Raw genomic sequence first — 24,943 nt, forward strand, 5'->3', positions numbered from 1 at the left:
TCTGATCCCAGAACTCGAAGTTCCGGCAACGAAAGTGCTCACCTGCTGGCGGCTACGGAACCGAGCATTCCCCGGTTCCGTAGCTCCCATTAGGCATCGCGGGACACCTCCTCGTGCGGGGGCTCAAAGACGCGATCCTCGAGCAGGTGCAGACGCTTGGCCGTTCCGATCAGTTCGACGTTGATCGATTCGAGGCCGTCGAAGAGGGGGCCCAACGGGTCCTGTGGGTCTGCTGGCGGGCGGCTGAGCGAGGGTTCCCGGGCCGGAGGTTCGGCGCCCCGCGTCTCCTTCGACAGGGTGATTCGTTGGGAGAGGGCGGTGAGTTCACCATGGATGGACTGGAGGGTCCCGGAGAGCGGATCAGGCTGAGGCATGGCTGTTCACCTTCTTGAGCGCTTCCTGGGTGGCGGCGGCGATCTCCTTGGCGCGAGGACCTTCATGGATCCGCTCGAACTTGACGCGGGTGACCGGCGTACGCCGATGCACGACCAGGCCCTCGCGTTCCTTGATCTGCCGGATGTCACCGGGCTCGAGCACCGCCCTGCGCCGCGTGGAGATGCTGATGGAGGAACGATCTCCGTCGTCGCTGACCGACTCGGTGTCCTCCTCGAACTCGCCGGCCAAAGCGGAGTAGGTCTTGAGCTCCTGCTCGTCCGACACACCACCCAAGATCACCTTGATGGTGGCGGCCGCGAACATCTTCCTCACGCCCAGCTCGCCCCAGCGTTCGTGCGCCTGGGCGAGGTTCTGCAGCACCGCGACCAGGAAGATGTTCTGGCTGCCGGAGACGGACATCAGTCCTGGAATCTGCGGCAGCGGGGCGACGTTCGCGAGCTCATCGCCGAGCAGGGCGAACGGCGGATCCAGGCGCCCGTTGGGCATGCGTGCCGCGATCACCTTGGCGGTGTCGAGGATGGCGCGACTGAAGGCCGCCATGATGGGGGCCAGGCTGGACCCCTCTTCCTCCTCGCCGATCAGGAACACGGTGCCGCCCTCGGTGAGCCACTTCGTGATGGAGAAGTTCTTCTCGTCACCGACAGGGTGGCCGAAGATCGCCGCGACCTTCTGGTCGTACAGCGCGAGGATGGACTGCTCGGCTGTGCGCCAGCTCGCCGAGCGCTCCTCAGGTGCCGCGGCGTGCTGTGCGGCCAGGGCGCGCGCAAGGTTCTGCTGGCCGTGGTCGGCCAGGATGTCGACGGGCTCCCGTTCCGCAGGCGAGGTTGCCCAGCGCAGGATGTCCATGGCGCTGAGATCGCCGAGCGCGGCGGCGTGAAGCCAGCACGTCATGAGCATCTGCGCGTTCATGACGAAATAGCCCCCGTTTTTGGTGCCTTCGTCAGACTTTGCGGTGCCGGTGAGTGTCTCGGCACGCTTGCGGGCGACGGTGAAGTCCTTGCAGCCGTCGACGAGGCTCCACTGGAGCTGAAGCGGCCAGGCGGAGAGCCCCGTGGGATCAAGCACCATGACCGGGCCGTACTTCTCACGAGATTTCGCGGTCGCGTAGAGAACATCCGTCTTCGACGACGTCGCCAGGACAGAGCCCGGGAAGTCCAGGATCCACGGCATGATCAGCTGCGACGTCTTGCCCTCACGAGGCGGGGCGACGATCAAGACGGTTTCCTCGAACGGGATGAAGAGCTTGACGCCCGTTGGGATCGCGGTGCCACAGAAGACCGCCACCTCACTCACCGGCACGTCAGTCACCTTGGGCGGAGGGCCCCCACGCCACGGCAGCGCCCGGGCAGGGCCAGGGGCCTTCTGCAGCGAGGGGCGCGGGGTCGCCAGGCTCGGACGCAGCGCACCCAAGCGGGAGAGTGCCTTGGCCTCGCCCATGGCCTCCTCGAGCTGACCGCTCGTGGCAAGTCCGTCGGTACCTTCGTCGCGCATCGCGCGCCAGCGGCGCCACCCGATACGGACCCCCCAGCAGCTGCCCACTGCGGTAGCGAGGAAGGGAGGGTAGAAGGCGAAAGGGCCACCGACACCGGCCTGGGCCGCGAAGGCGTCTTGCGGTCGCAGTGGGTGGAAGAACAGGTCGGGTATGGCGGCGGCCGTCTGGTTCCACGACACCAGGGCCGGAGCGCCATGCGCCAGGAGACCGGACAAGACTGCAGCCAGCCACGTCCAGATGGTGACTGCCATGGCGGCGATGCACAGGGCAATCCACCAGGCGTCCTTGTAGATGTGCAGGCGATTGCCGGAATGCGGGGTGACGACCTTGGCCACTAGATCTCACCCCGCCCGGTGGCTATCGGGTAATCGGGGCCAGGCTGCACGGCGGATCCGGCCGGCCGGCGCGGTGCCGCCCCCCAACGGGCCATGCCTCGTGCGCCAGGACGGGGCAGGCGAAGGGGTGCGGGCATCGGGGCGGAGGGGATCGGGTGCGTCATCATGCGGCGCCCTTTCGCATCGTGATGAGCGGCGCCGCTGGTGTCTGCGCGTCGGACGCGGCCTCGGTCATCTTGCGGTTCGTGTTGGTGAGCTCGAGCTCGGCACCACTGCGGATGTGTTCGACCAGGTGCATCCTGTTGCCGACCTGCCACACGGCCCGTCCGGGCTGGCATCGGCTGGCACCGTCAGTGATGGCCTCACGCGCCCAGTCAGGCAGCTGCAGGTAGTCGGCTGTGATGTCCGCCTCGGCCTTGTCCATGTGGTACAGCACTCTGGTGGCCGTGAGTTTGAGGATCGCTGCCGCTTCCGGGGCTTCGTCGATCATCAGGTCGCCGAGGTGATGCAGGATCGCCCAGAAGCTCAGCCCGAGGCGTCGCCCGTATCGGACGAATTCCTCAAAGAGTCTGGCTACGGGTCGGTGCGAGAGGATGTGCCACGCCTCTTCCACGACCAGTGTCCGCTTGACGTTGTCGCCGGGCTTGATCCAGGCGTAGCGCAGCCATGGCCCGATGACGCTCATCAGCAGCGGCATCGCCTCGCCCTCGCGCGGCAGACGGGTCAGGTCGAAGATGATCAGTCGTGCATCGAGGTCGATCCCCGGCGTGGTAGGCCCATTGAACAGCCCGGCCAGATCGCGGGTTTCGCTGCACAGCTGGTCCATCGCCAGGCTCGCCGGCTGCCCCCAGCGGACCATGTCCTCCGCGCCGACCTGGCGCTTGCCGAGCATCGCCGGTTCGGGATTGGTGAGTGCGTCATGGATGTCGGACAGAACCGCCACACGGTCCTCGGCGGCCGCGCGAACCTGAGCGGCGCCGTGCGCTACGGACAACGAGAACTCGGACTCGCTGGTCAGCGGCCCCCCGATGATCTCCACCATCGAGCAAAGGATCTTGAACTGGTACTGGGCGGGGATACGGGGATCCAGGGGGTTGAGCCGCACCCCTTCGCCCTCATCACCGCCATAGATCAGGCGGATCGGAGTGACTCCGAGGGCGCGCGCGATGCCGTCCCACTCACCGACGCCGTCCTCGCCCTGAGCGTCGAGGACAGCAAACGACCGGTCCCTGAAACGCAGCTGCCGCAGCACATAGCACTTCTCAAGGCTCGACTTCCCGAAGCCTGACTTGCCGAGGACCAGTGCGTGTCCGCTGGGAAGCCGTTCACGGGCGGAAGGGTCGTAAAGGATGAACGGGTCATAGATGTAGGCCTTGCCGGAATAGATCTCCCGTCCGATGATCACACCACGGGGGTCCGAGGACGGGGCACCGACCGCCGGATACAGACCGGACGCGGTGGCCGTCGTGGTGCGCAGGGCACGGCGCCGGGTCTGCGCCTGGGGACGTATGAGCTCGAACACGGCGCGTCAGTCCTTCAGCAGACCGGTGACGAAGGGGAGCGTATTGGTGAAGGCCCGGTACTGCTCGGAGTCGCACCACTCCAGTGCCAGCTGCGACTTGACCGCCGCGGCGCGCACCGTGTTGCGGTGCTGGACCAGGAGCTCCGGGTCGGGGGAGGTGACCGTGACCCATCCGGTCAGCCGGACACCGGCCGCACCGTTGGCCAGGTCGTGCATGGTCGACGCCGACGCCCCCAACTCCCGGTCCTCGCGGGGGTCCGCGATCTTGCCGGGGCTGCGATCCGCCTGGCCGGCCTCATTGGTGACGTCCGCCATGGCATCTTCAAGAGCCTTGTCGGCCGGCAGCAGCCGCATCGTCACACCCACCGTCAAAATCACGTCCGAGACATACAGCAGGAGCGGGGCCAGGAAGTTCACGCCCACAGGCAGGACCGGGAACTGCTTGATCCACGCGGTGGAAGTGAACCAAGGATCGGCACCCTCCCAGCTGCGGGCCGCCATGCGAGAGGGCACCCGGGCGTCCATCTCCGCCGGCCAGCAACTGGCCCGGTCCATCCCCCTCGTGTCGTTGATCCAGTGGTCGGGCGCATAGCTGTGGTGGATGAGGCTGGCCAGCGCGGGCTCGTCGAGGTTCCGCACCCAGCGCAGCTGCGCACCCGACAGCGAGCGGATGAACGCCTCGATCTCCTTGCCCAGGACCTCACCGTATCCCTCGTACAAGGTCGTGTAGTGCAGAGCCTCGGCGGACAGCTCCTGCGTGTAGGGGATCCCCAGCACGAGGAACAGACGCCGGTCCTCGGCATAGACCGCGACCATGTCCACCAGCTGGTCGTAGGAGTCGCTCAGCCAAGAAGGGGCCGAAGGATCCCGTCGGGCCGCGGCATCGTGGGCGTGAGCGTTGGGATCCGTCGGCAGCAGCCGCGCCAGCCACTGCACGTACTCGATCCGCCCACCCGACTCTGCGGTCTCCTTCAGCAAGTACTCGTAGGCCGCAATCAGCGATTCCTTGTCTGCGCCGTCGAGACCCCCGAAGTTCTTCGCACCCTCGACCTCGACACAGGCCACGAACATGCCCTCGGCGGGCTGGAGCAGCACAGCGATGTCGCCGTAGGCGGTCCTCGCAGTGATCCATTCCAGGGACTCGGGAACTCCCACAGGCTGGGCAACCGGCTCAGGGGTGCCGTCCCGGCGCCGCCCTGACAAAGGGGCCGTTGAACGGTAGAGAAGCCTGCCGTCGCGCAGCAGCCGCCGGTAGGAGCGCCGGATCTCAAACCAGCGCAGGAAGGTACGCCCCTTGTAGGGCACCATCGTTACCCACGCGCAGGTAGCAGCGGCCCCCACGCAGCCAAGGATCTTCAGCGGGATCCCGGGAAGGGCTGCCAGCAGACCGACCGACAAGGCGATTCCCCCGAGGAGGACCAGCTGCTCGTCCATCTCGAAGCGGCGCCCCAGCAGACCGCGTGGACGCGGCCGCGGGAATGAAAAGACGCGGTCCATCGCAACTCCTTTCACAGCGTGATGTGGGTGACAGGGCACCGGCTGTCAGGAGCCGGGCGGCGGAGGTGGCGGCGGCGGAGGTGCCTGGCCGCCCGACCGAGGTGGGGGAGGCGGGGGAGGCGGGGCGCCCCTTGACCCGGCCCGCGGAGGCGGAGGCGGCGGCGCCGAGCGCCGCCCGCCGGACGAGCCGCCACCGCCGGACCGGCCACCCCCCTGGCCGCCACCGCGAGGACTTCCGCCCTGACCGGAGCCACCCCCCGCGCCGCCACTGGAACCGGAACTACCACCGCCCTGCGGACCGCCGTCGCCGGCGGCGTTGCTGGCGCCGTCCTGTGCGGCCTGGACCGTCTGGTCACGCATCTCATCCGCGGCCTGCTTGACGGCCACCGCCGCAGCTGCAGGACCCGCGGCAGCCCCTGCAGCTCCGTTCCCAGCAGCCTGGGGACCGCCTCCGCTGGATTGCTTCTTGGCGGCCTGCGCTTTCATGTCGTCGCTCTTCATCTTCACCTGCTTGGCCCGCTGTCCGGCCTCCTCCTTCGCGCCGTGCATGGCCTGGAGTTCGTCGCCGACGAAGGGCAGCCACTTCGCAATCTGGAAGGGCATGAACAGGGCCAAGAAGAGCAGGGCGACGAAGGTGATCGAGCCGCCGATGGCCCGTGGCAGGGTGAGCCTGCTGGGATCCGCTACGTCCTCGAAGATCGCTCCGGCCAGGGCGAGCGCGAGGTAGATGCCGAGCTTGCTGGCGATGATGCCGCCCATGATCCCGGCCCACTTGCGGGTGTGGCCCCACAAGTCTTTGTCGACCAGGCCGGAGAAGACCAGAGGGCCGAATACAAGCCCCATCAAGATCATGGCGTTCCGCACCACGAGCATGACCCACAGGCCGAAGACGGCAAGGAGGATCATTGTCCCGATCGGCAGTGCGACGACCAATCCGAACCCGGGTGCGAGCACGGTGATGGCGCTGAGCACGCCCCAGATGGCCACGCCGCCGGCAAAGAGCTGGATGATGTATTCGCGGAGAATCGCCCATGCAGCCGCATCAACGATGTCCACCGTGTACGCCACCGCGACGGGGGCGAAACCCGCTACGACGACCGACAGCAGAAGGTATCCAACGTTCTCCATAGCGGCCTGGCCGATGGGAATGCCCCGTACGGCGCGCTTCACCACCGAGATCAGCCACATCACCATGGTCAGTACGGATGACAAGCCGAAGACAAGCCCGTAAAGACGCAGGAAGCTGGGGTTGCCCCAGTCGATCGACCCGGTCAGCGATGTCGTTGTGACCGTCATGCTCAACCCCTCTTCGGCTCTGCGGTCTTGCTCTTGGAGCCAGGGGGAGGGATCTTCTCTCCGGTGAGTTCCTCGCCGAATGCCTGGAACAGTCCTTGAGCTCCGGCCCGGACCTTGCCCTCGATGTAGCCGAGCGGGTCGGTTGCGAAGTCAGCTGCCGTGACCACGCCATCAACGAGGGAGTCGGTGCCGGACTTGTCGTAGAGCCACTTGGCGCCCTTCTCGGCCTTGTCGCACACGTACTTGCCCCCCGGCGCGTTGCAGGGGGTGAGCCAGCCGGCGTCGGCCTCTGCCTGCGGTGCGACGGGGGAGGCAACGACGAACGAAGCGGCGATCAGGACGGCGGCGAGTCCCTCGGCTACCCGCCGCCGCACGACGTCAGCCTGCATAGCGCGGAGCATCGAATTCCTCATTTGCCAGACGCATCTCGCTGGAAGAGGACGCGGAGGAGTCAGCCGCGACCAGCGGCGTGGGGCCGTCGGCCTGGTTGATCGTGGCGACCTTCCAGTCGCCGTTCTGCCACTGCAGGATCAGCGTGTAGGTCGACCAGGTGCCCGCGACGGGCATCGCCGACTTCTCGGTGGGGACACCGACGACCTCGCTCATCCAGACCCTGACCGTGGCCATGTCGGCGGAGTAGGACGTCACTGTGCTGCCGAGCGGCGCGGCGCGCATCACCATGTCGGGGGCTGTCTTCGCCGTCACGCCGAGCGAGGCCAAAAGGCCCTTGGCTGTCTGGTCGTCCTGCTGCTGCTGGCCAGGCAGCGCGGCTGAGGACATCACCGCCTTGAGTACCTGGTGACGCAGTGCCTCATCAGTGAAGTAGCCAGGACTGGATCGAGCGACCTGATAGTTGACCGCGGCCGCGACGGCGCCGTCCTTGGTTCGCGGATAGCTCACCGGTACACCACTCGTGACGGCGCGTGCCTTGGCGCCGGGCCCAGTGCCGCCGGCCTGGCTCGTCGGGAGCGAATCGGCAGGCGTCTGAGACGTTCCGTCGGCGGGCTTGCTCCCACCGCCGAAGAGCGTGAGCAGGATGCCGATCAGGAGGACGACGCCGAAGATGATCGCGCCGACCTTCGCCCGACGCCAAGGTGAGTCGGTCCCCATGCCAGGGGCGTCGGTCGGCCTCGCAGTCAAGCTCCGCGTACCGGCTTTCCTCTGATTCCCGGCCATTAGATTCCAAACCCGTAGACGATGGTGAAGATCGTTGCCATGGACGCGACGGTGAAGAGCCCGAGAAGAGAGCTGGCAACCATCGTCTGCCCCTTCTTTGTCTCCATCGTGTTGTGCTGCTGTTGGCCGACCCGGATATGGACAGCGCCGAGGACGGCACTTCCGAGGAGGTAAAGAACGGAGCCCGCCATAATCACACCAACGATGATTTTGGCTTTGGCGCCAACTTCGCCAAATACACCCCAGTCGGGCGCTATCCCACTGACGATGCTTCCGATCCCGCCGCCTCCTGCGGCCAGGTCGAAAAGCTGCTGTGTTCCTTGCACGAACCCCTCCCGGGCTGCGGAACCCTGCCCCAGTCCGTGTGGAGGACCTGGACATCCGGTCGTAGATAGCAAGGGATTCGCATATCACGCACCGAATAGACGTCGCCGACGACTTTGACGGTCAATTCACCGCCCATGTTTGGGCCGTTGACGCATCAGCCATTCAATGACATAAGATTCAGTCCGAGTTGTCGATTCCCTGCTGCTTTCACTCGGCGCAGACGCTAGCCGCGCATTGCCCGGCTAAGTAGCGGCGCATTCGCAGCCCTGGGACGCCCGGCAAAACGGGCTCACCCCATGGCACGGGCATTGCGGTTCCCGTCCCTCGTGGCGGGATGCGCAACGACGACTGGGGATCGAAATATGAGCACAGCGATACGCCTCGCCGCAGGCGGCGCCGTGGCGATGTGCGCTGGAGTGCTCTGCCTACCGCTCATGCTGGGCAGCGGCGAGCAGAAGAGCGGCCCGGACTGGGAGGACGCCTGCACCACCCGTAACCACGCCATACAGGCAGCCGACCAGCCGCAGTCCACGCCAGCCCCCGAGCCCGGAGGACAGGTCACCGTGCCCCTGAATCCTCAAGGCAAGCAGCAGAGCGTCAACTGGGGCCAAGAGCAGCAGCACTGGGCCAGCGTGATCACCAACGTCGCCCGCAGCCGAGGACTCCCGCCACGCGCGGCCGTCATCGGCGTTGCCACCGCCATTCAGGAATCGTCCCTGAGGAACATCACCCACGGCGACCGCGATTCACAGGGCCTCTTCCAGCAGCGCCCCTCGCAGGGATGGGGAAGCGCAGCCCAGGTCACCGACGCCGTGTACGCCTCCAATTCCTTCTACAAGCGGCTCGAGAAGGTGAACAGATGGCAGACCAAACCCCTGACCAACGCAGCCCAGGCGGTGCAGCGCTCCGGACTCCCCGACGCCTACGCGAAGTGGGAGAAGACCGCGGGAGAGCTGGTCGTCAAGAGCTGGGGCAAGGGTGCCGTGCTCTCCACGACCTCCGGCTGCGACCCCGTCGCAAACGCTGCCCAAGCCAGTAACGCCAAGGGCTCTGGCGCCTGGGCGCTACCGGTGGAGAACTCCCGAGTCAGCACCCCCTACAAGGCCGGCGGCGGCATCTGGTCCTCAGGCAGCCACACCGGCATCGACTTCCCTGTAACCACGGGCACACGGGTGCAATCTGTGGGCACCGGCACGGTCATCGAAGCCGGGTGGGGTGGCGCCTACGGCAACAACGTCGTCATCAAGATGACCGACGGCCACTACACGCAGTACGGCCACCTCTCGCGCATCACCGTCAGCAAGGGGCAAACCGTCAGAGCCCGCCAGCAGATCGGCCTCTCCGGCGCGACCGGCAACGTCACCGGTCCCCACCTGCACTTCGAAGCCCGCACAGGACCGGCCTACGGGTCCGACGTAAACCCCGTCACCTACCTCCGCCAGCACGGACTCTCGCTTTGAACCCACCGAAGGGGGGAGAGCCTCCGACCAATCGGAGGCCCCACACATGAACACCACCACGCGGTACAAGGTCCACATCTCCGGCGATGGCCAACTACACATCGACGCCGAACGCCAAGTCGTCCCCGACGGGGTCGATCCCTCGCAGGTCGTACAGCAGGTCCTCCACATCGAAGCGGCCGGCACCAACCGTCCCGTCCTCGCGCAGGTCCAGGACGACCGAAGCAACGCCCGCTTCGACATACAGGTGATGCCTGACGGAACAACCCGACCCCTGGACCAGCCACCGATGCCCCAGACACCGACAGCCACACCCAACGCCGACTTCGCTCAACGACTCGCCGCCGCGCAGGCCGCCGGCCGTGCACACGACCTCGCCACCGCGATCCCGGCCACCGTCGACTTGCTTCTCGAGACGGCCGCCGAGCTCGGCGACACCGCAAGAGAAACCCTCGAAGTCGCCCAATTCCGCGCCGACCTGGCCTACTTGAGCGGCGACTACGCCTTCGCCACCGCCTCCTGGACCTGGCTGGCCCTCGCGTGGTTCGACCGCCTGGGCCCAGGTAAGAGGCGCACCCAGGTGGCCGCCCAGTGCGCAACCGCAGCGTGGATGCAGTTGCCCCCGCATGAAGCGGTCCGAACATCAAGCGAAGTGGTCAGCATGCTCCTCGAAGTGACAGGCCCGGAACGAACCCAGACCATGCGCGCCGCAATCGAAGCGCGTATCAAGGGCGGCAATCCATAGAAGAAGAAGTCAAGAGCCAACAAGTATTGACAACCTATCGAGATCACCCGAGTGCTACAGTCGCACCTGTCGCGAACAGGACAACCACACCTGCACGCACACCCAAAAACGGCAGAGGAGGCACGATGAAGAGCAGCACTCGCAGTCTTGTAGTGCTCTTCCAGCTGGTCCTCGCGGTCGCACTCATCGTCCTCGGACTGGCGAGCGTCCAGCTTCTCAGGGCGAACGGCCTCGACCAAGAATCCGCCAAGGCACTCGGTCTCCTCGCCGGATGCATCTTCCTGATCCTGGTAACCGAACGCCTCACCACCGGCCGCTGGACCAGGTGGTCACGCCGCTGAGCCCCAGCGTGCAGCAGGCCGGGGCCTGATCCGCGCACGGCACTGGAATGCGGGTCTCCCCGGTGGCATCAAGTCCCACCGGGGGCCCGCATCCGCCTGGGGGAGCGGCAGAGCTCACTGGACCAAACGAATACCGCGCCCAATACGCGGAGCGATTGCGTGGGGGCCATTCCACCGTTCCTCGGAGGCCGGGTGGGGCTCGCCCGCAGTGACAGCCAGGGCAACCGGGCAAAAGAATAGAGACCAGCCATACCTGAACCCGGTGAAAGGCCGCAGGTCCTCAACTCGTCGGAAGAGGCTGTGAGCTGGCTGGTCTCATCGACAGTTAAGCACACCCTGCCGGCAGGCTGTCAAACCCTCCTACTGCACAGGCCGGGCGCGCCCACCTGGATGGACGCCCTCGCCAGCGCATGCGCGGACGCGCGTCACTTTGTGCCAGGCCCCGCGGATCCCGCAGGGCGGGACCACACGACAAGTTTCCTGGGCAGTTGCACTCACCCCATGGACCACACCCCCCAATCGCCTGCCAAGGAGCGCGCTGACGGCGCAGCCTGCTAGTTCCGCCGTCCTCGTCGAACGGAGCTGCCATGACGGATTCCGGCACCGAAACGGTTCCATGGACCGTACGCATGGAGCTCCTCAAGGAATCCGCCCAGCAGCGGGTCTTCGGCACCCCGATGCCGGACCAGGTCATGGATCGGCTCATCGCGCACGGCAAGGCAGTCCCCCTGGGCCCATTCGAAGGCACCCCGGTCCACCACCTCCAGCGCTGGTGGCGCCACAGTGAACGCGGATGGGTGGCCCTGGACGAACAGGCCACGTCCCAACTCGACCTCCACGCTGAGCGCTACCGCGCAGCGACCTCGGCCACAGGGACGCAAAGCAGCGCAGCAGACAATGCCGCGCCAGGAACCCGCCCGGCGGAGAACGCCGACCATGCCGCGTCGGGGACTGAAGCGGAATGATCAACGGGCAGTTCCAGGCACCCCAACACGAGCTCAACGTCATCAGCAGCATGCTGCGCGACCGCTCGACGGCCTACAACCAGTTCGTGGACTGGAGCGCCAGCGAGCCGCATTACTGGCTCAAAGCCGAGCACTTCAAATCTCCCCAGCTCGCTGAGATCTACAACGCGTTGCTCAGCGGCGGGCTCAGAGACATTGAGGAACGCCTGCGGGCGTATCCCCAAGCTGATCCCATCCAGGTGACCGCTGATGCCGTCATCGCCAGGATCGCGGCGAAGTATCAGCAGATGGCGGCCGCGGGCATCCCCGGCGCCTGGGAGACACTCAACAACTCCGCGGCCTGGGCCGACATGCACAACACCGTAAGGCAGCTGGCGCAGCCCAGCTGGCCATCGGAGCCGAGCCAGGCCCGGCACGACGCCTACGTCACCGTCCGCGCGGCCCAGCACCCGTCTTTCAAAGAAGGCGTGCCCTTCGAGCTCAACCGTGGGCGCGCCTACGACGAGGAGACACTGCGCAAGGAACTCGCGGTCATCGGGGCGATCATCAACGACCCCCGTCGGGCCGCCCAGTTCTTGTTCCAGCCGTCCTCACCCGACGCGTCGCCCTACTGGCTCCAGCCGGAGGACTTCGGGGATCCCGCCACCGCCGAGATCTGGGACGCCCTCGTCACCGGCCCAGATCCCGCGATCACCCTGCCCGCAGCCACAGACCCCAGCCTCACCAAGGAACAGCGCGCGCAAGCGATGATCGAACACATCTACCACCGCCTGTACTACAACGACTACCACCGCTCCACAGCCGACCCCGCCGCTCAGACACGCCTGAGCAACAACACCAACCAGGCCATCGCCGCAACCCTGGCCCAGGTCAGCCGCGACGACTTCAACCCGCACCCCGACTTCACGTGGAACCCCGACAACGCGCATCTGTACGCAGCCCACTTCATCCTCGAACCCAGCATCCCCGCCGCCGTCCAGGCACTGGCGGGCGAAGTACGCCGCGACGGATTGGCCGACGCCTCCCTCTACCAGGTGTCCATGGACCTCGACACACACCTTCACGCCCTGAACCAGCTGAAGGAACGCCTGGAGAAAGCCCCGCCAACACGGGCCAACCACAGCCCAGCCGACCAGACGGACGGTCCCACCCCAGCTCCAGCCGAGGAACCCGGCTACATCGCCCGAGACATCGAGCGCAAAGTTCTGATCTCACTGATGCAAGACCCTCACCAACTCCGCTACGGCGGGCATGCCGGGAGACTTGGCGAACAGGACTTCACCCAACGTGAGCACAGCTACGTCTTCAAGGCCGTTCGGGATCTGCCTCCCGACGCCGCACGGGAGCCGTGGGTGCTCGCCAACCGGGCGAACCAGCTGGCCCAATCCGACGGTGGCCTTCCTCTCGATCCCGGGGAGATGCGCAACATCGCCTTCGCCGCCAGGACAGTGCAGGTTCCGCCGGCCGAACAGGGGGCCGGTCACCTCGTCGTCATGACTATCCGGCGAACCGCCCGAGACGCCAGCACCGCCATGGATGCCGCAGCCCAACAGCCGGCCGCGGATCCCCGCCATCTGGTCGACCACAGCCGCACCCAACTCCAGCAGGCGACCCGCGAAGCGCAGCGTCACCACGAACAGTCCGTTCCTGAGCCCACGCGGTACGCAACGCAGGCGAACGTCGCGTGACGTTCCCATCCCCCAGCGCCGGAGGCGACTGTGGCTTCTGAGACCGGGCCGCCTACGGCGGCCGGGGCCGCCCAGCCTGAGAACGCCATCCAACGGGCAATCGCCTGGCTGACCGCAGACAACACCACCACCCGGCAGTCCCTCCTCCGGTTGGACGGACCGACGGCACCAGGGGAGATCCTTGCTGCGGCTCGGTATGACCTGCAGTTCGAGCGTCTGCTCGCCGGAGAGGCCATCGACCCGGCACAGGCGCTCATCGAGGCGGAGGCCCAGTGGCTCATTCGGCGGATGCCCGATGACCACGAACCGCCCGCGCTCGACAGCGCCCAGCAGGCCGGGCGGGCGTGGGGCATTTTGATCACGGCTGACACGGAGGTCTTCCCGGCCCAGCGGGTCGCGGTCGAGGTTGCCCGCCGCACCGGCATTTCGATGCGCGCTGCGGACGAGATCACCGCTCAGGCTCGCAAGGTCAGTGCTGCCTTCGCCAGAGCGGACCTGCTGAGCCCCTACGATCATGCGCCGGATCAGACCCTCGTCGACGACTGGTATCGCCTCGCTGCCTGCGGGCCCGAGCTGCCGGAGGCAGCGGCACGGTCCGAGGACGTTCTGGAGCTGCTCACTGCCCGTCTCACCGGCACCCCTGCCCACGACTGGATGACCGCCGCGGCACGTCACGCCGCGCAGACCTACGACAGCATCAGCCAGGCCCAGCCGCTGCTGAGCCAGCTGACGCAGTTCATTCCCGAGTGGGACGACCCCGATGCCGAAGACGGCCAGGTACGGCTGGTCCGCCTTGAAGAGCAAGGAGTGCTGGCCGCCGCAGCCACGGCTGCCGCCCGAGCCCGTGAGGTGCAGGACTGGGCCGATCGAGACAGCACCTCGGAGGTGACGAGAGCCAGGAAGGTGGACGCTGCGGCGCCCGGCGTGCGCACCATCGTCCGCCTGAACCAGGCCCTGCTCGACCTGGATCCCACCCAGAGCCACCCTGCCTTCACGGCCCTCGATGAACCGCGCGTGGCACAGCTAGTCCATGCACTCGGCCGCCTGTCAGCCCAGGTCAGCGAGGCCCTCCGCCCGGTCAGGACCATGCAGGGCTCCGCAGCTGAACAGCACCGGCCCCCGCAGCAACACCAGCCTCCGACCCCCGGCGCAGGCGGAGGCGCATCACGGCAAACCCCGTGACCGCCCAGCTTTCGATCCGCCAGGCGGTGAACCCACAGGCAGGGGGAGCAGCTCTCCGACGACACCAAGGCCACCGCAGGTCTGTATCCGACCCCGCGCTTTGATCAAGGCCCCGCTGGTACCGTGCCTCTATGTCGCAGAACCGCGAAGAGGTCCCCGAGGGGTTCGCACCGGACGAGTACGACAGGGTGCTGAGCGCCGCGGCCGCGAACGGCAAGACGCCCGAGGCGTTCGTCCACGACGCCGTTCTGGCGGCCGCCGACGAGCCGTTCCTCAAGGCGCTCCGGAACGTCGGTGACACCGTCGACCGCCTCGCGCCGGTTTTCGCCGGGTACGGCGAGGAGCCCGGCAGAACTGCTGCCGGCGAGAGCGAGTGGCCCGACCCCGCGCCGATGAGTAGTCGTGATCTAGATGAAGCACGGCGCGGACGCGCCGCGTGACCATGGCCACTCGATTCCTCACGACGCAGGAACTGCTACAGATCGCCCAGTCTCTGCCAGGAGATCCTGCCTGTCTCGACCTCGGCATACTCGACGGCGTATGCGCGCGAGTCCGGGCACACTACATGTCCCAGGACGTCTACGGATCCTTGTGGCTCAAGGCCGCGGCCATGATGGAATCGCTCGTCCTCCACGAACCACTCGAGGACAAGAACCCGTTTTACGCCTGGCTTGTCGGCGAGGTCTTTCTGAACACGAACGGCATCCACATGAGCTACGAGCCGGAAGAAGCGCTCGCCATGGTCATGCGCGTTCGCCACAAGAACGCCAGCGTCCGGGAGACCGCAGCCCAGCTCCGCGAGTGGAGTATTGGCTGAACCGCTCCTACCACAGCGCAGGGGGCTGAGACGCGAGTCGTCGAGCGAAGCCCAGCGCCGATCGACAGGCGCTGGCTGGCTCCTGTCCGTTCAGCGAAGTCGGGTCACCGCAGCGCCTACTGTGCGAAGCATCCTCAGACGGCCGGGGCGTGCACCCGTTCAGGCCGGCCGCCCTTCATAAGCACTTGATCGTCTGCCGGTCCAGATGCGCACGGGCTTCCCACGACGCAATCCACGGGACGCTTCACAGGCATGAGACCCATGGCTGGCGTCCGCATGGAGCGGCCCGCCCGGTCGACGTGCGACGGGACCGGACGGGCTCTGCAGCTCACGATCCTCCAGATACGCCCCGCAGCCCTCGGACACGCGCGGACCCATTCCCTGCAGCACACGCCTGGCGCAGCCGCCGATCGACCGGCAGCGGGAGCAGTCTGAGGCCCGCTCGGCGCCGCAACGGCAGCACCGGGAGCCGCGTGCCCACGGACAGGAGCAGTCCGCCGTAGCCCAGCACCATCCAGACCAGGGGATGCGCCGCATCCAGTGCCGCATCCAGCAACGCTTGTGTCGAGGCGGCCCGCAGAGCCCCCTCCACCTCCCCGGCCTACGGTTGGCATGGGCTCAGGGGGCGGTGTTGTCCGGAGGGACGGCGGAGTCCTCGGTGCACGCGACAACCTGGCGGAAGCTGTTCACGCTTCCGCCGCCGTGAAGGCGGCCTCGGCGGCCGATCGCGGATGCCGCGGCCGGACACTTTGAACCGGACTGGGCCACGCGCCCCGCTCTACGGCAGGCGCGGCGACTGCTGCGACCATCGCGCCGGGAGCCCCTGGTGCACCGTCTGGTGCTCAGGCGCGGGACGCGGGGCGGGAGCGGTCGCCCGATCGCGCATGCGGGCGGCGATACCCTCGATGAGCTTGTCCGCCATGGCACTGATCTCCGACCCGCGCCCCTCGTACAGGTGGGGCCCCGCGTCACGCCGCGCCGCGTGCCCGGGGCGAAGCTCGCCGATCTCGTCGTAGCGGGCCCGGTACTCGGCCCCGGCGTCCTGCCAGTACTCCGGTGCGATCGCAGCGTCCACCGGGGGCGTGAAGGTGGCGCTGTGCGTGACCCCAGGTCGTTGCGGGGATCGCCAGGTCATCCCCGCCAACTTCACCTCGATGCCTGGTGAGTTGAGGTACTTCACCCACGTCGCTTTCACGCTGTGAGATGGAATTTCCGGCCCGGACAACGGCTGCACATGGAAGGCTACATGCGTCTGCGTTTGCGCAGACGAGGGATCAAGGAGCTGCTCTTGGGCGAGCTCCCCGAAGGCGGCGTGCTCGGTGGTGCTCCAGGTGGCGCCGAACGGCAGGTTGCCGTAGCCGATCTGGCTGAGCAGCATCTCGGCTCGCTCGCCGACGTCGCGACTGCTGTTGTGAACGATCTGGTGGTACCGAGGGGGCAGTACCAGCCGCATCCCGCCGTACAGCTCCGCGGTGGCCGGGTCAGGGCCCTGCACGGGAGGCTCGCGAAAGGCGGGTGCGTACCGCCGGGCCTCTTCCTCCAGGGACTCGCCGTAGCGGTACGCGGTGTCCCGATGACCGTCCACGCCCAGGTATCGGTTGTGGAGGGCGTTTTGCACCTTCTGGCCGGCGACTCTGAGCGCTTCGAAGTAGACGGCCCACTCGGCCATGGGCCGATTGTGGATATTCCGCTCTGGCGCGGGATCGCTGTACCGGTCCCACCACAACGTTCCTTCCCGGCTCCGCCCACCGTGATCGATCCACGCAGAGGGGTACGCCGCGTACAAGGCGTCCATCATCACCGCTGCCAGATTCCGCTCCTGGAACTCGGGCGACACCTCAAGCCCCGAGACAGACACGGCCTGCCCGTCAGGGTGGACGACGAAGTCCAGACGGCCGGCGTACGCGCCACCCACCAGTGCCATCAGGCGACGCCCAGACCAGGCTCCGCCGATCTCGACCGTCCAGTCGGTCAGCCACAGTGACACCCCTGCCTCATCGAGCCGCGCCTCGGCCCCCGACACGGCCGCCGCCTACTCGCGCGAAGGCAGAACCACGGCTGCGACCATGCGGCTGCTCACCTGTTGGACCCCGGGAAGGCCCGCCAGGGCCGCTGTCACGGATTCCTCCACCCGCTGCGCCGACACGGCATCCGGCAGACCGGGCATCGCATCGGTATTCGCCTCAAGGACCGCCTGCACGGTGACCGACACTGTCTGCCCTACCAATGGAGTCCGGGGGACAGGGTTGGTGACCACACGGGCCACGCACGAGACATCACCGCCAAGGGCGGGCTCCATGACAGGGCCGAAGATGACCTCGGCCTCGCTGCCCAGCAACGACATCAGCCGGCCGACGGCGTCGAGCGGCCCGGTCAGCTGTACCTGCGTGAATTCCGGATCTGACACAGAGATGGCACTCAACACTGCTCCCTAGGGAAGAGCGGCGGCCCAGCCGCACGGGGGTGTGACCCTGGAAGGGCCACCTGGCACGCGGGCGCCGAAGTCGGCGCAGCACCGCGGTGCCAGTGTCGCAGGCGGCGATTCCGTCCAGGGGTTCAGGTAGCTGCCGTAGGCCCAGCTGGACCTGGCGGCGTTGGCACCCGAGGTGACCTGGCACCAGGCCCGGTTGCAGTCGTTGGCGTGCGCGAGGCAGGAGGAGGTGAACGCGGAGTCCTTGGAGCGGATTCCGACGGATGTGTAGCCCGTGCTCGGCCCGGTCCGCCGGCTGACAGGGGTGGTCGTCCTCGCTACGCGTTGGCTGTTTCACTGGCTCTGGCACTTCGACGGAACGGATACCGCGGCGGCCGAAGACGCCACACGCAAGGTGGGGCCCACGGCCGTCAGGACGACGGCAGCTACGACACGCGATGCGACGCTCACACGGGCTCCCTGCGACTCAACAACAGTGCATTAGGAGCCTGGGCGCTTCCGCACGGGCACGAAGCGAACACCAGATGGTGATGCCAGGGTCCGACATGACGACCCGGACCGGTGTTCCAGCAGGCGGGACACGAGGTCCATCGTCGGGCCGCCGGAGGCGCGGCCCGCCGACGGCCTGGCGGTCGACTTCGTCGTCGAGTCCGAACGTGCCCAACTGAGCCAGATCGTCCGGCGGATGCAGGACGGGCGACTGCGGACGAACATCGGCAACGTCTCGACCCTCGACGATGCCGTCGCCGCCCTCAATTTCACCGAGCGACGCAAGAGGAAGACGATCACCCGCGTTCGTCCGTGAGGACTCGGGGACAGTGACCGGTCCACCCTCCTCGTGAATCAGTGTCAGACACGGGTCCGCATCAGCGCACTTGCGGGCCCGATGGCCGCTCTGTACCGGGCATCCGACGCACAGCACCAGCAGTAGCAGTCCTCGCCCAGCCGGTCACTTGCACAACACCCTTGCGGTTAGCACAACCAATCTCCAGGCCGACCTCACGAAGTGGAGCCCTGCCCCGACTGCCTGTCTGCGCGGGCTACCCCCCAAGCAGCCAAGGCCCTCTCTGCCGTCGCCCCACAGCTGCGCGCGACCCCTCAAGGGGCTTGCGGGGCTAGCACCAACGAGCGCCAAGGTGCACGCCATAGGTCGAAGAGCGACCTCGCCCAACTCTCCAACTAGCCAGTAGACAGGAGCACGTCCGCCATGGACACTCATGATCGGTGCACCGCCGAACACCTGCGCCCCCGCGTCGTAGTCGTGTCATGCGGGGGACGCAAAAGCACAACAAACCAGGACGTAAAGATTCCCGCAGGTGACCTGTACACAGGCAGTTATCACCGGGCGGCCCGCCGCGCCGCCGAGGCCCTGTCGCAGGGCGGACAACGGGCCCGCGCGCTGATCTTGTCGGCCATGTGGGGGCTTGTTTCTCTCCATGAGCCGATCGCCCCGTACGACCTGAAGGCGGGGGAGGAGGGCACCGTAACCGGCGACCAACTACGCAGGCAGGCCGCCGCTCTCGGGATCAACGAGGCCCACGTAACCGTCCTCGGCGGGCGCGCCTATGTCGATCTAGCTCGTCATGTGTGGCCTGACCTCACGGCGCCGCTCGAAGGATCGAGGGGAATCGGCGACCACCTCGCCCGTCTCGCCGACATCTACCGACGTGACCAGCCGGCCGCGAAGCCCACAACCAGCCACGAGATCGAGAAGGCCGCGGCCGCGCGGCAGGCCGAGCAGGCGGCAAAGGCCGCTCTGAAACGCACTCAGTACGTCACCACATCGCGACTGACCTTCGGCCCCGACGGCACCACCGCCCAGGCTCGCCTGGACTACCCCGGGCGCGAATCCTCGGCTCTGGCCCGCATGGCCGCAACCCGGCGCCTTGCCACGACGTTCGGCATCACGACCTGCAGTCTCCACCGAGAAGCGCGCGCCATCTACACCAAGGGAACTCCCAGGCAGGTGGCCCGCTTCGCTTCAGCACTGCCGCGCATCCTGGAGGGAGCCGAAACTCTCGCCACGCATGCCGCCCTGCTCTACGGCCGATGGGAACGCCACCCGGCCTCGGCACAACATCTCGAGGACGTGGACACCCCCGGCCGGCGCGAGCTCGCCCGGCGCTTCCGGGAGGAAGCCTTCGAGGTTGTCGTCGAGACGCTGCTCGACCCGCCGGAATGCATTGAGGAAGCAAAGGTCGACCTCGCCCCCTGGGACCAGGTCGACGTCCTGGCCGGAGGGATTGCCCACTACTACTGGTTCGACGTCGCAGACAGCGCCGACCCTGACGAGGTAGCACGCCACCTCGCAGACACCGACCGGTCTCAAGCCAACGTCGCCACGGCGGCCCACCGTGCAGCGCACGCCACCCCCGGGCGGGATCCAGCCTTCGTGCCGGAAGCTGGGAGGGCACACCAGCCCAGCCGCGATACCGGCCTACGGCCTCGCGACACCACAGGCAAACACGACACCCGTCCCGAGTCGGAGGGGCGGCAGCTGGCGTTCTTTGGACGGAGAGTGCTGAATGCCCAGCCTTCCGCGGTTCCCCCGGCTAGCTCCTTCACCAAGCGACCGTCGAGGTTGCGGCGCTAGACCCCTCACCAGCCAAGGTCCGTGGTGTCACGCATTCCGCACAACGCAACCTCAAGTCCGTGTCGGCCCAGAGGGACTCTTCGGGACCTTGGCCACGAGGGAGGGCGTGCCCCGGCCCCTCCCAGGCCGTCACCGCTCGGTCCCGCGTCAATCGCAATGCTTCGAACCCACCGAACCAGGAGAAGGAGCATGGACATCATCGAGCTCACGGCCGCAGCCACGGAAGCCCTCGCGGCCCGTGAGCCGACCGGCACAGCCGTCACTTCCGTCACGGTGGAGCCCAGCAGGGACGAATCCGGCTGGATCAGCTACGCCGACGCCGCCCTTGTCACCCACCTCGGCGGCGAGACCCGGCACGTGAACATCCGAGACAAGGCGCTGTCAGTCGCCCTGGACAAGCACGCGGACGACGAAGCCGAACTCGGCTCCGTGCAAACCGTGGTCATCCCGATCTGCGACCACAAATGACCCCCTGACAACCCCGTGCGCTGCGAGGAACACCCCGGCGGGCACGTCGAGGCTATTGCGTGCCGATGGCCGCACAACGTCCACCCCGATGGGCCGGAGCACCAGGTGGGCCACCCCTACCGAATCACCGTCTGACGACCCACCGCCCGACCGCCGGTCCGCATCGCCCTGGCCGGGGCCTTGACGATTCCCTTGGCGGGTAGCGAAGGGCAGACACCGCAGAGCCAGAGACCGTCAGGCCTCCCTCAAGCTGTCGTGCCGGGCACAAGGGAAGCCGTCGTCGCCCTCGCAACGCGAGATCGCCCAAGCCCTCGCAGCCCGCTCCGAAGGCTTGGCGAATTGCCGCCAGCAGCGGGGCTCCGGGGGTCAGGAGGTGCTGCGGCCGAGTTCCCAGAGCTGCAGGTCGGCCGAGGAGTTGACCGACCACTCGACGCCGGTGAGGCCGTCGCGGGAGGCGACGTACTGCTTGCCCTGCCAGATCGGAAGTATCGGGACGTCGGTGGCGACGATGTCCTGGAGCTTCCGGAAGGTCTTGCCCGCGACGGACCGGTCGGCTTCCCGGCGGGACTGCGGGATCAGCGTCTTTTGGGCCTCGACCGACACATAGGGCGAGTTCAGGGCGTTGTTCTTGTCGAGGAACGGCGCCGTGAAGTTGTCCGGGTCCGGGAAGTCCGGGAACCAGCCCATGCCGTAGACGGCGTAGTCCCCGCGCATCTGCGCGGGGAGGTACTTCGCCCACGGAGCGCCCTGGACGTTGACGTCGAACAGCCCGGTCGCGTTGAGCTGCTTCTCCAGCGCCTTGAACTCCGTGGCGGTGGCCGACCCGTAGTAGTCGGTCGTGTAGTGCAGGGTGAACTTCACCGGCTCCCGGATGCCGGCGGCCTGCAGGATGGCAGCGGCTTTGGGGATGCTGGGTTCGCCGTACTTGTTATAGAACGAGCTGGTGTGTCCGGTGATGCTGGACGGGATCAGCGAGTACAGCGGCTCGGCCGTCGCGTGGTAGACCTGCCCGGCGATCTGGCCCCGGTCGACGACCTGGGCGATGGCCTGCCGGACGGCCCTGTTCTTCACCGCGGGGTCGGTGGTGTCGAAAGCGAGGTAGCGGATAGCGAGGCCTGGCATCTCGGTGAGCTTGATGCCCTCCTTCGGCTTCTCCAGCATCTGCTGCGCCTGCTCGGGAGACATGGTGCGGGTCATCATGCCTATCTTCTGGGCATCAAATGCCTTCCCCATCGCTTTGGCGTCGGGGAAGAGGTCCATCTCGACCTTGTTGTTGAGGACCTTCAGGTCGCCCTTGTAGCGCGGGTTCTTGGTGAAGACGACTTTGACGACCTGGTTGTTCCTGACCTCAGGCTTCATCGTGTACGGACCGGAGCCGTCGACCTGGAAGCCCTTGCGCGGGGACCTTGCTGGGTACTTGCTCTTCTGCAAGATGCCGGCGGCCGGGGTGGCGAGCTTGTACGGAAAGGTCGCGTCCGGCGTCTTCAGGTGGAAAACGACTTCACTGTCGCCGCGCGTCTCAATCGTATCGATGTTCGCGAGCAGACCGACGGGGCCGCTATCCGACTTGATGCCGATGACCCGGTTGATGGAGTACTTGACGTCCTCGGCAGTGACAGCCGTGCCGTCGGCGAACTCGAGACCGCTGCGCAGCTTGCAGCGATAGCTCTCGTTCGCCCGGTCGGTGAAGGTGCAGCTCCTGGCAGCCTCGGGGACGGGCTCGCCGCCACCGCGCGGCACATGGGTCAGGGTCTGCACGGTCTGCCGCAGGACGTTCCACACGCCTGCTTCGTAGCCCATGGCCGGGTCGAGCGGAGCGGGATTGTCCTCGGTGGCGACGAACTGGTCTGTGGTGCCGACAACGATGGTGGCCATGCCGTTCTTCCCATTGTCCGTCCCGCCGCAGGCGGCGAGTCCGGACGCGAGCAGGCCGATGGCGGCCGTCAGCACCAGAGTCTTGCGGTTCATCTTGGATGTTCCCCCTCATCCGGCCATTGAGGAAATGACATTAGTAGGCGCCGCCGGTAATGCCGGATCGGTGTGCCCCAATTTGTAATCGAATGGTGCGGACGGGGCGTCGCAAACTCCCTGTATATCCGGCTGCGACCAGCGGTCGACGGATGCTGCATCGACGCGTTCCCGCTCTTTACCCCTGCAGCCGAGCTGGCCGGCATAGCCGTTCGAGGATGTGGAGTGCGCGGAGATTACCGCGCCCCGCTCTCGACGCGGCCACAGTCGCTCGGCCGTCTGCTTGTCAACGGTTGAGTCAGACGTCGCGTCGAAGCGTCGCCCGCGTGAACCGGCGGACGACCGGCTCCAGGTAGTCCGAGTGCGGACCGACCAGGCCGGCCAGCTCGTCCGGGGAGCGCACCAGCGCGATTTCGTCGAGTTCGGGTTCACGGCCCTCGGCGAGCGCCGCCCTCGCCGCAGCGGCGAAACCCTCACGCAGCGCGGACTCCGGCAGGGCCGGGGCAAGGTGGGTCAGGCCGACGCTGCCGTTCCCCTCACGAAGAGGTCGTCCAGGTCCAGGTTCCACTGCTCGCCAACACGCGCGCTGGTCACCTGAGGAAACTGCCCCGCCGCTGCCACTACTTGCGGCGTTGTCGCACGATCGACGGGCGGCCCGCCCAAGACCGCCCCTGACTCCTCCGCAGCCCGATACATTCCGGCAGCCCAGCGAAACCCGCAGGTCAGACGTCAAAATCCTGCTCCTGCTGGAGTACTAGGCGACCCCAGGGGTGCGGCTCCGCCCCGCATGGAGGATGATGCGCGGCGGAGGGGATTGAATGCGTTCAGAAACGCGGGATCAGGTGCAGGCAGGGGCCCCATGGCAGGCACAGGTTCCGGCCCGGGCGCAGACGCGGGTGCGGGTGAGAGACCGGTTCGGCTCGGCGTTCACGGCGTCGGTCTCGGTGCTGTTCTTCGAGGCCGTGATCGGGTCGATCGTGTTCTACGTGTGGATGGAGACCCAGGAGGTCCCGGCCCTCGGCTACAACCTGTTCAACATCTTCTTCCTGTTCGTCATGGGATTGATCGGAGTGGCGGCCGGGGCGGTCGGCGCCGTCCTGCTGTCGGTCGCCGTGGTGATGCCGCTCGTGGCCGTCGCCGGATGGCTCGGCCGCACGGTCTCGGGGCGTGACGTCTGGTGGTGGATCCCGCTCCTAGCGGCCGCCGGCGGCACCCTGCCGGGGCTCGTCTCGGCGTCGATGGTGCCCGCCGGGTTCCCGGAGAACGTCTCGTCGGGCCTCATTGGGTGGTTCATGGGCGCTGCGGCGCTCGGCGTCCCGGCGCTGGTCGTCCGCAGGCTGGTGCTGCCGGACCGCCCGCGGGTGTCCGGCATCGCGATGTTCGGCTGGGTGGCGCTGTACGGGACGCTCGGCGTCGTCGTCACCGGCGCGCTCGCCGGTGTCGCCCTGTACGCCGGGATCGGGTACGAGCCTCCGCGGCTGACCGCGGAACGGCTCGCCGGGACGTGGTCCGACGGCAACGGCGGCAGGATCACCTTCACGGCGGACGGCAAGGTCACGGCCGACGGGGTCAAGACCTTCGGCTTCGACGACGACCGTCACGACGCGGGGCAGCCCTGCACCGGTGCCGGCACCTGGGTCCACCACCCGGGCGACGGGTCGTGGTCCCAGAATGTGGGGGTCTCCGTCGACGCCTGCGATGGGAGCCTGGGCCCCTGGGAGGTGTTCGGGACCCCCGAGCACCCGAAGCTGTACGTGCTCGTCGGCGACCCCGACGCCTGGGACCTGTACATTCTGGAGCCCGACGACCAGCCCCGCGAGGAGCCCGTCAGGGACTGAGGCGGCCGAAGCGTCCGCGGTGGAACAGGAGCGGCGCGGCGTCGCCCTCGGCGCCCAGGGCCTCGACCGTGCCGACGACGGGCGGCCCGCCCAAGACCGCCCCTGACTCCTCCGCAGCCCTCTACACTCCAGCCGACCCAGCGAAACCCGCAGGACAGACATCAAAATCCTGCTGGAGTACTAAATCCCTTGGCCAGCGATGGAGACGACTGTTCTTGAGTTTGCTCAGGAACAGTTCGCGAGATCCCGTCCGATCTGATTGATCGGGCGGGATTTTGGTGTTTCCGGGGTCTGTTCGAGGCGGTGTCCGAACCAGGGTCATTGCATGTTCGGGATCTGTCCGGGTTGATCACGTGAGACCGAGGGCCGACAGCGGTCGGCGGTAGTCACGGCTGGTGCGGCGGAG

The 24,943-nt window shown here is 67.2% G+C and carries 22 protein-coding genes and 2 pseudogenes; 11 read left to right on the top strand and 13 right to left on the bottom strand.

The window, feature by feature from the left end:
• Positions 1-89: 89 nt before the first annotated feature.
• The 8 genes from ACFU8W_RS48445 to ACFU8W_RS48480 all read right to left on the bottom strand — a co-directional run bounded on the left by ACFU8W_RS48445 (position 90) and on the right by ACFU8W_RS48480 (position 8,040).
• Positions 90-374 carry a hypothetical protein gene (locus tag ACFU8W_RS48445; RefSeq protein ID WP_384052265.1) on the bottom strand — a complete coding sequence of 95 codons (285 nt, stop codon included), beginning with the start codon at positions 372-374 and terminating at the stop codon, positions 90-92.
• Positions 361-2,223: a type IV secretory system conjugative DNA transfer family protein gene (locus ACFU8W_RS48450; RefSeq protein ID WP_384052266.1), complete on the bottom strand. Its 1,863-nt coding sequence runs from the start codon at positions 2,221-2,223 to the stop codon at positions 361-363. Before ACFU8W_RS48450 ends, ACFU8W_RS48445 begins: the two co-directional genes overlap by 14 nt.
• A 163-nt stretch (positions 2,224-2,386) precedes the next feature.
• Positions 2,387-3,628 carry an ATP/GTP-binding protein gene (locus tag ACFU8W_RS48455; protein WP_384052267.1) on the bottom strand — a complete coding sequence of 414 codons (1,242 nt, stop codon included), beginning with the start codon at positions 3,626-3,628 and terminating at the stop codon, positions 2,387-2,389.
• 123 nt (positions 3,629-3,751) lie between these two features.
• The gene (locus ACFU8W_RS48460) at positions 3,752-5,242 is read right to left on the bottom strand and encodes an SCO6880 family protein (protein ID WP_384052268.1); all 1,491 of its coding nucleotides are present in this window, start codon (positions 5,240-5,242) and stop codon (positions 3,752-3,754) included.
• Between the two features lie 45 nt (positions 5,243-5,287).
• Positions 5,288-6,538 (bottom strand): hypothetical protein, encoded by a 1,251-nt coding sequence (locus ACFU8W_RS48465; RefSeq protein ID WP_384052269.1) that lies wholly within the window; start codon positions 6,536-6,538, stop codon positions 5,288-5,290.
• A gap of 2 nt (positions 6,539-6,540) precedes the next feature.
• On the bottom strand, positions 6,541-6,927 hold the full coding sequence (locus ACFU8W_RS48470; protein ID WP_384052270.1) for a hypothetical protein: 387 nt from the start codon (positions 6,925-6,927) through the stop codon (positions 6,541-6,543).
• Complete coding sequence (locus ACFU8W_RS48475; RefSeq protein WP_384052271.1) at positions 6,917-7,648, bottom strand: hypothetical protein; 732 nt, start codon at positions 7,646-7,648, stop codon at positions 6,917-6,919. The genes ACFU8W_RS48470 and ACFU8W_RS48475 overlap by 11 nt, the downstream gene beginning before the upstream one ends.
• Before the next feature lie 65 nt (positions 7,649-7,713).
• Positions 7,714-8,040 carry a hypothetical protein gene (locus ACFU8W_RS48480; protein ID WP_384052272.1) on the bottom strand — a complete coding sequence of 109 codons (327 nt, stop codon included), beginning with the start codon at positions 8,038-8,040 and terminating at the stop codon, positions 7,714-7,716.
• Positions 8,041-9,117: 1,077 nt separating this feature from the next.
• Between ACFU8W_RS48480 and ACFU8W_RS48485 the strand changes: the two are divergent.
• The 8 genes and pseudogenes from ACFU8W_RS48485 to ACFU8W_RS48520 all read left to right on the top strand — a co-directional run.
• Positions 9,118-9,501 (top strand): annotated as a pseudogene (locus tag ACFU8W_RS48485) (M23 family metallopeptidase); the annotation flags it as partial.
• 46 nt (positions 9,502-9,547) lie between these two features.
• The gene (locus ACFU8W_RS48490) at positions 9,548-10,246 is read left to right on the top strand and encodes a hypothetical protein (protein ID WP_384052273.1); all 699 of its coding nucleotides are present in this window, start codon (positions 9,548-9,550) and stop codon (positions 10,244-10,246) included.
• Between the two features lie 125 nt (positions 10,247-10,371).
• Entirely contained in the window at positions 10,372-10,587 is a 216-nt protein-coding gene (locus ACFU8W_RS48495) for a hypothetical protein (protein ID WP_384052274.1), read from the top strand.
• 587 nt (positions 10,588-11,174) lie between these two features.
• Positions 11,175-11,552, top strand: a complete 378-nt coding sequence (locus tag ACFU8W_RS48500) for a hypothetical protein (RefSeq protein ID WP_384052275.1) — start codon at positions 11,175-11,177, stop codon at positions 11,550-11,552.
• Positions 11,549-13,240 (top strand): hypothetical protein, encoded by a 1,692-nt coding sequence (locus ACFU8W_RS48505; protein ID WP_384052276.1) that lies wholly within the window; start codon positions 11,549-11,551, stop codon positions 13,238-13,240. Before ACFU8W_RS48500 ends, ACFU8W_RS48505 begins: the two co-directional genes overlap by 4 nt.
• 30 nt (positions 13,241-13,270) lie before the next feature.
• Positions 13,271-14,422: a hypothetical protein gene (locus ACFU8W_RS48510; protein ID WP_384052277.1), complete on the top strand. Its 1,152-nt coding sequence runs from the start codon at positions 13,271-13,273 to the stop codon at positions 14,420-14,422.
• A 131-nt stretch (positions 14,423-14,553) separates the two neighbouring features.
• Positions 14,554-14,862, top strand: a complete 309-nt coding sequence (locus tag ACFU8W_RS48515; protein WP_384052278.1) for a hypothetical protein — start codon at positions 14,554-14,556, stop codon at positions 14,860-14,862.
• Positions 14,859-15,239, top strand: a complete 381-nt coding sequence (locus ACFU8W_RS48520; protein ID WP_384052279.1) for a type II toxin-antitoxin system death-on-curing family toxin — start codon at positions 14,859-14,861, stop codon at positions 15,237-15,239. Before ACFU8W_RS48515 ends, ACFU8W_RS48520 begins: the two co-directional genes overlap by 4 nt.
• 778 nt (positions 15,240-16,017) lie before the next feature.
• Here the strand turns inward: ACFU8W_RS48520 and ACFU8W_RS48525 are convergent.
• Together ACFU8W_RS48525 and ACFU8W_RS48530 are read right to left on the bottom strand one after the other, a co-directional pair.
• Entirely contained in the window at positions 16,018-17,226 is a 1,209-nt protein-coding gene (locus ACFU8W_RS48525) for a hypothetical protein (RefSeq protein ID WP_384052280.1), read from the bottom strand.
• Positions 17,227-17,271: 45 nt separating this feature from the next.
• Positions 17,272-17,664: a hypothetical protein gene (locus ACFU8W_RS48530; RefSeq protein WP_384052281.1), complete on the bottom strand. Its 393-nt coding sequence runs from the start codon at positions 17,662-17,664 to the stop codon at positions 17,272-17,274.
• Positions 17,665-18,877: 1,213 nt separating this feature from the next.
• Between ACFU8W_RS48530 and ACFU8W_RS48535 the strand changes: the two genes are divergently transcribed.
• On the top strand, positions 18,878-20,263 hold the full coding sequence (locus tag ACFU8W_RS48535; RefSeq protein WP_384052282.1) for a DUF6884 domain-containing protein: 1,386 nt from the start codon (positions 18,878-18,880) through the stop codon (positions 20,261-20,263).
• Between the two features lie 189 nt (positions 20,264-20,452).
• The gene (locus tag ACFU8W_RS48540) at positions 20,453-20,731 is read left to right on the top strand and encodes a hypothetical protein (RefSeq protein WP_384052283.1); all 279 of its coding nucleotides are present in this window, start codon (positions 20,453-20,455) and stop codon (positions 20,729-20,731) included.
• Between the two features lie 366 nt (positions 20,732-21,097).
• Here ACFU8W_RS48540 and ACFU8W_RS48545 read toward each other — a convergent pair whose 3' ends face one another.
• Both ACFU8W_RS48545 and ACFU8W_RS48550 read right to left on the bottom strand, forming a co-directional pair.
• Positions 21,098-22,699 (bottom strand): ABC transporter substrate-binding protein, encoded by a 1,602-nt coding sequence (locus ACFU8W_RS48545; RefSeq protein ID WP_384052284.1) that lies wholly within the window; start codon positions 22,697-22,699, stop codon positions 21,098-21,100.
• Positions 22,700-22,997: 298 nt separating this feature from the next.
• The gene (locus ACFU8W_RS48550; protein WP_384052285.1) at positions 22,998-23,267 is read right to left on the bottom strand and encodes a hypothetical protein; all 270 of its coding nucleotides are present in this window, start codon (positions 23,265-23,267) and stop codon (positions 22,998-23,000) included.
• Positions 23,268-23,517: 250 nt separating this feature from the next.
• On the opposite strand from ACFU8W_RS48550, the gene ACFU8W_RS48555 reads away from it, so the two are divergent.
• Positions 23,518-24,537 (top strand): hypothetical protein, encoded by a 1,020-nt coding sequence (locus ACFU8W_RS48555; protein ID WP_384052286.1) that lies wholly within the window; start codon positions 23,518-23,520, stop codon positions 24,535-24,537.
• Here ACFU8W_RS48555 and ACFU8W_RS48560 read toward each other — a convergent pair.
• Positions 24,527-24,616, bottom strand: a pseudogene (locus tag ACFU8W_RS48560) (flavin reductase); the annotation flags it as partial. The gene ACFU8W_RS48555 and the pseudogene ACFU8W_RS48560 sit on opposite strands and share 11 nt — an antisense overlap.
• Between the last annotated feature and the right edge of the window lie 327 nt (positions 24,617-24,943).

This window comes from Streptomyces sp. NPDC057565, from assembly GCF_042801455.1.
Classification (GTDB): domain Bacteria; phylum Actinomycetota; class Actinomycetes; order Streptomycetales; family Streptomycetaceae; genus Streptomyces; species Streptomyces yanii.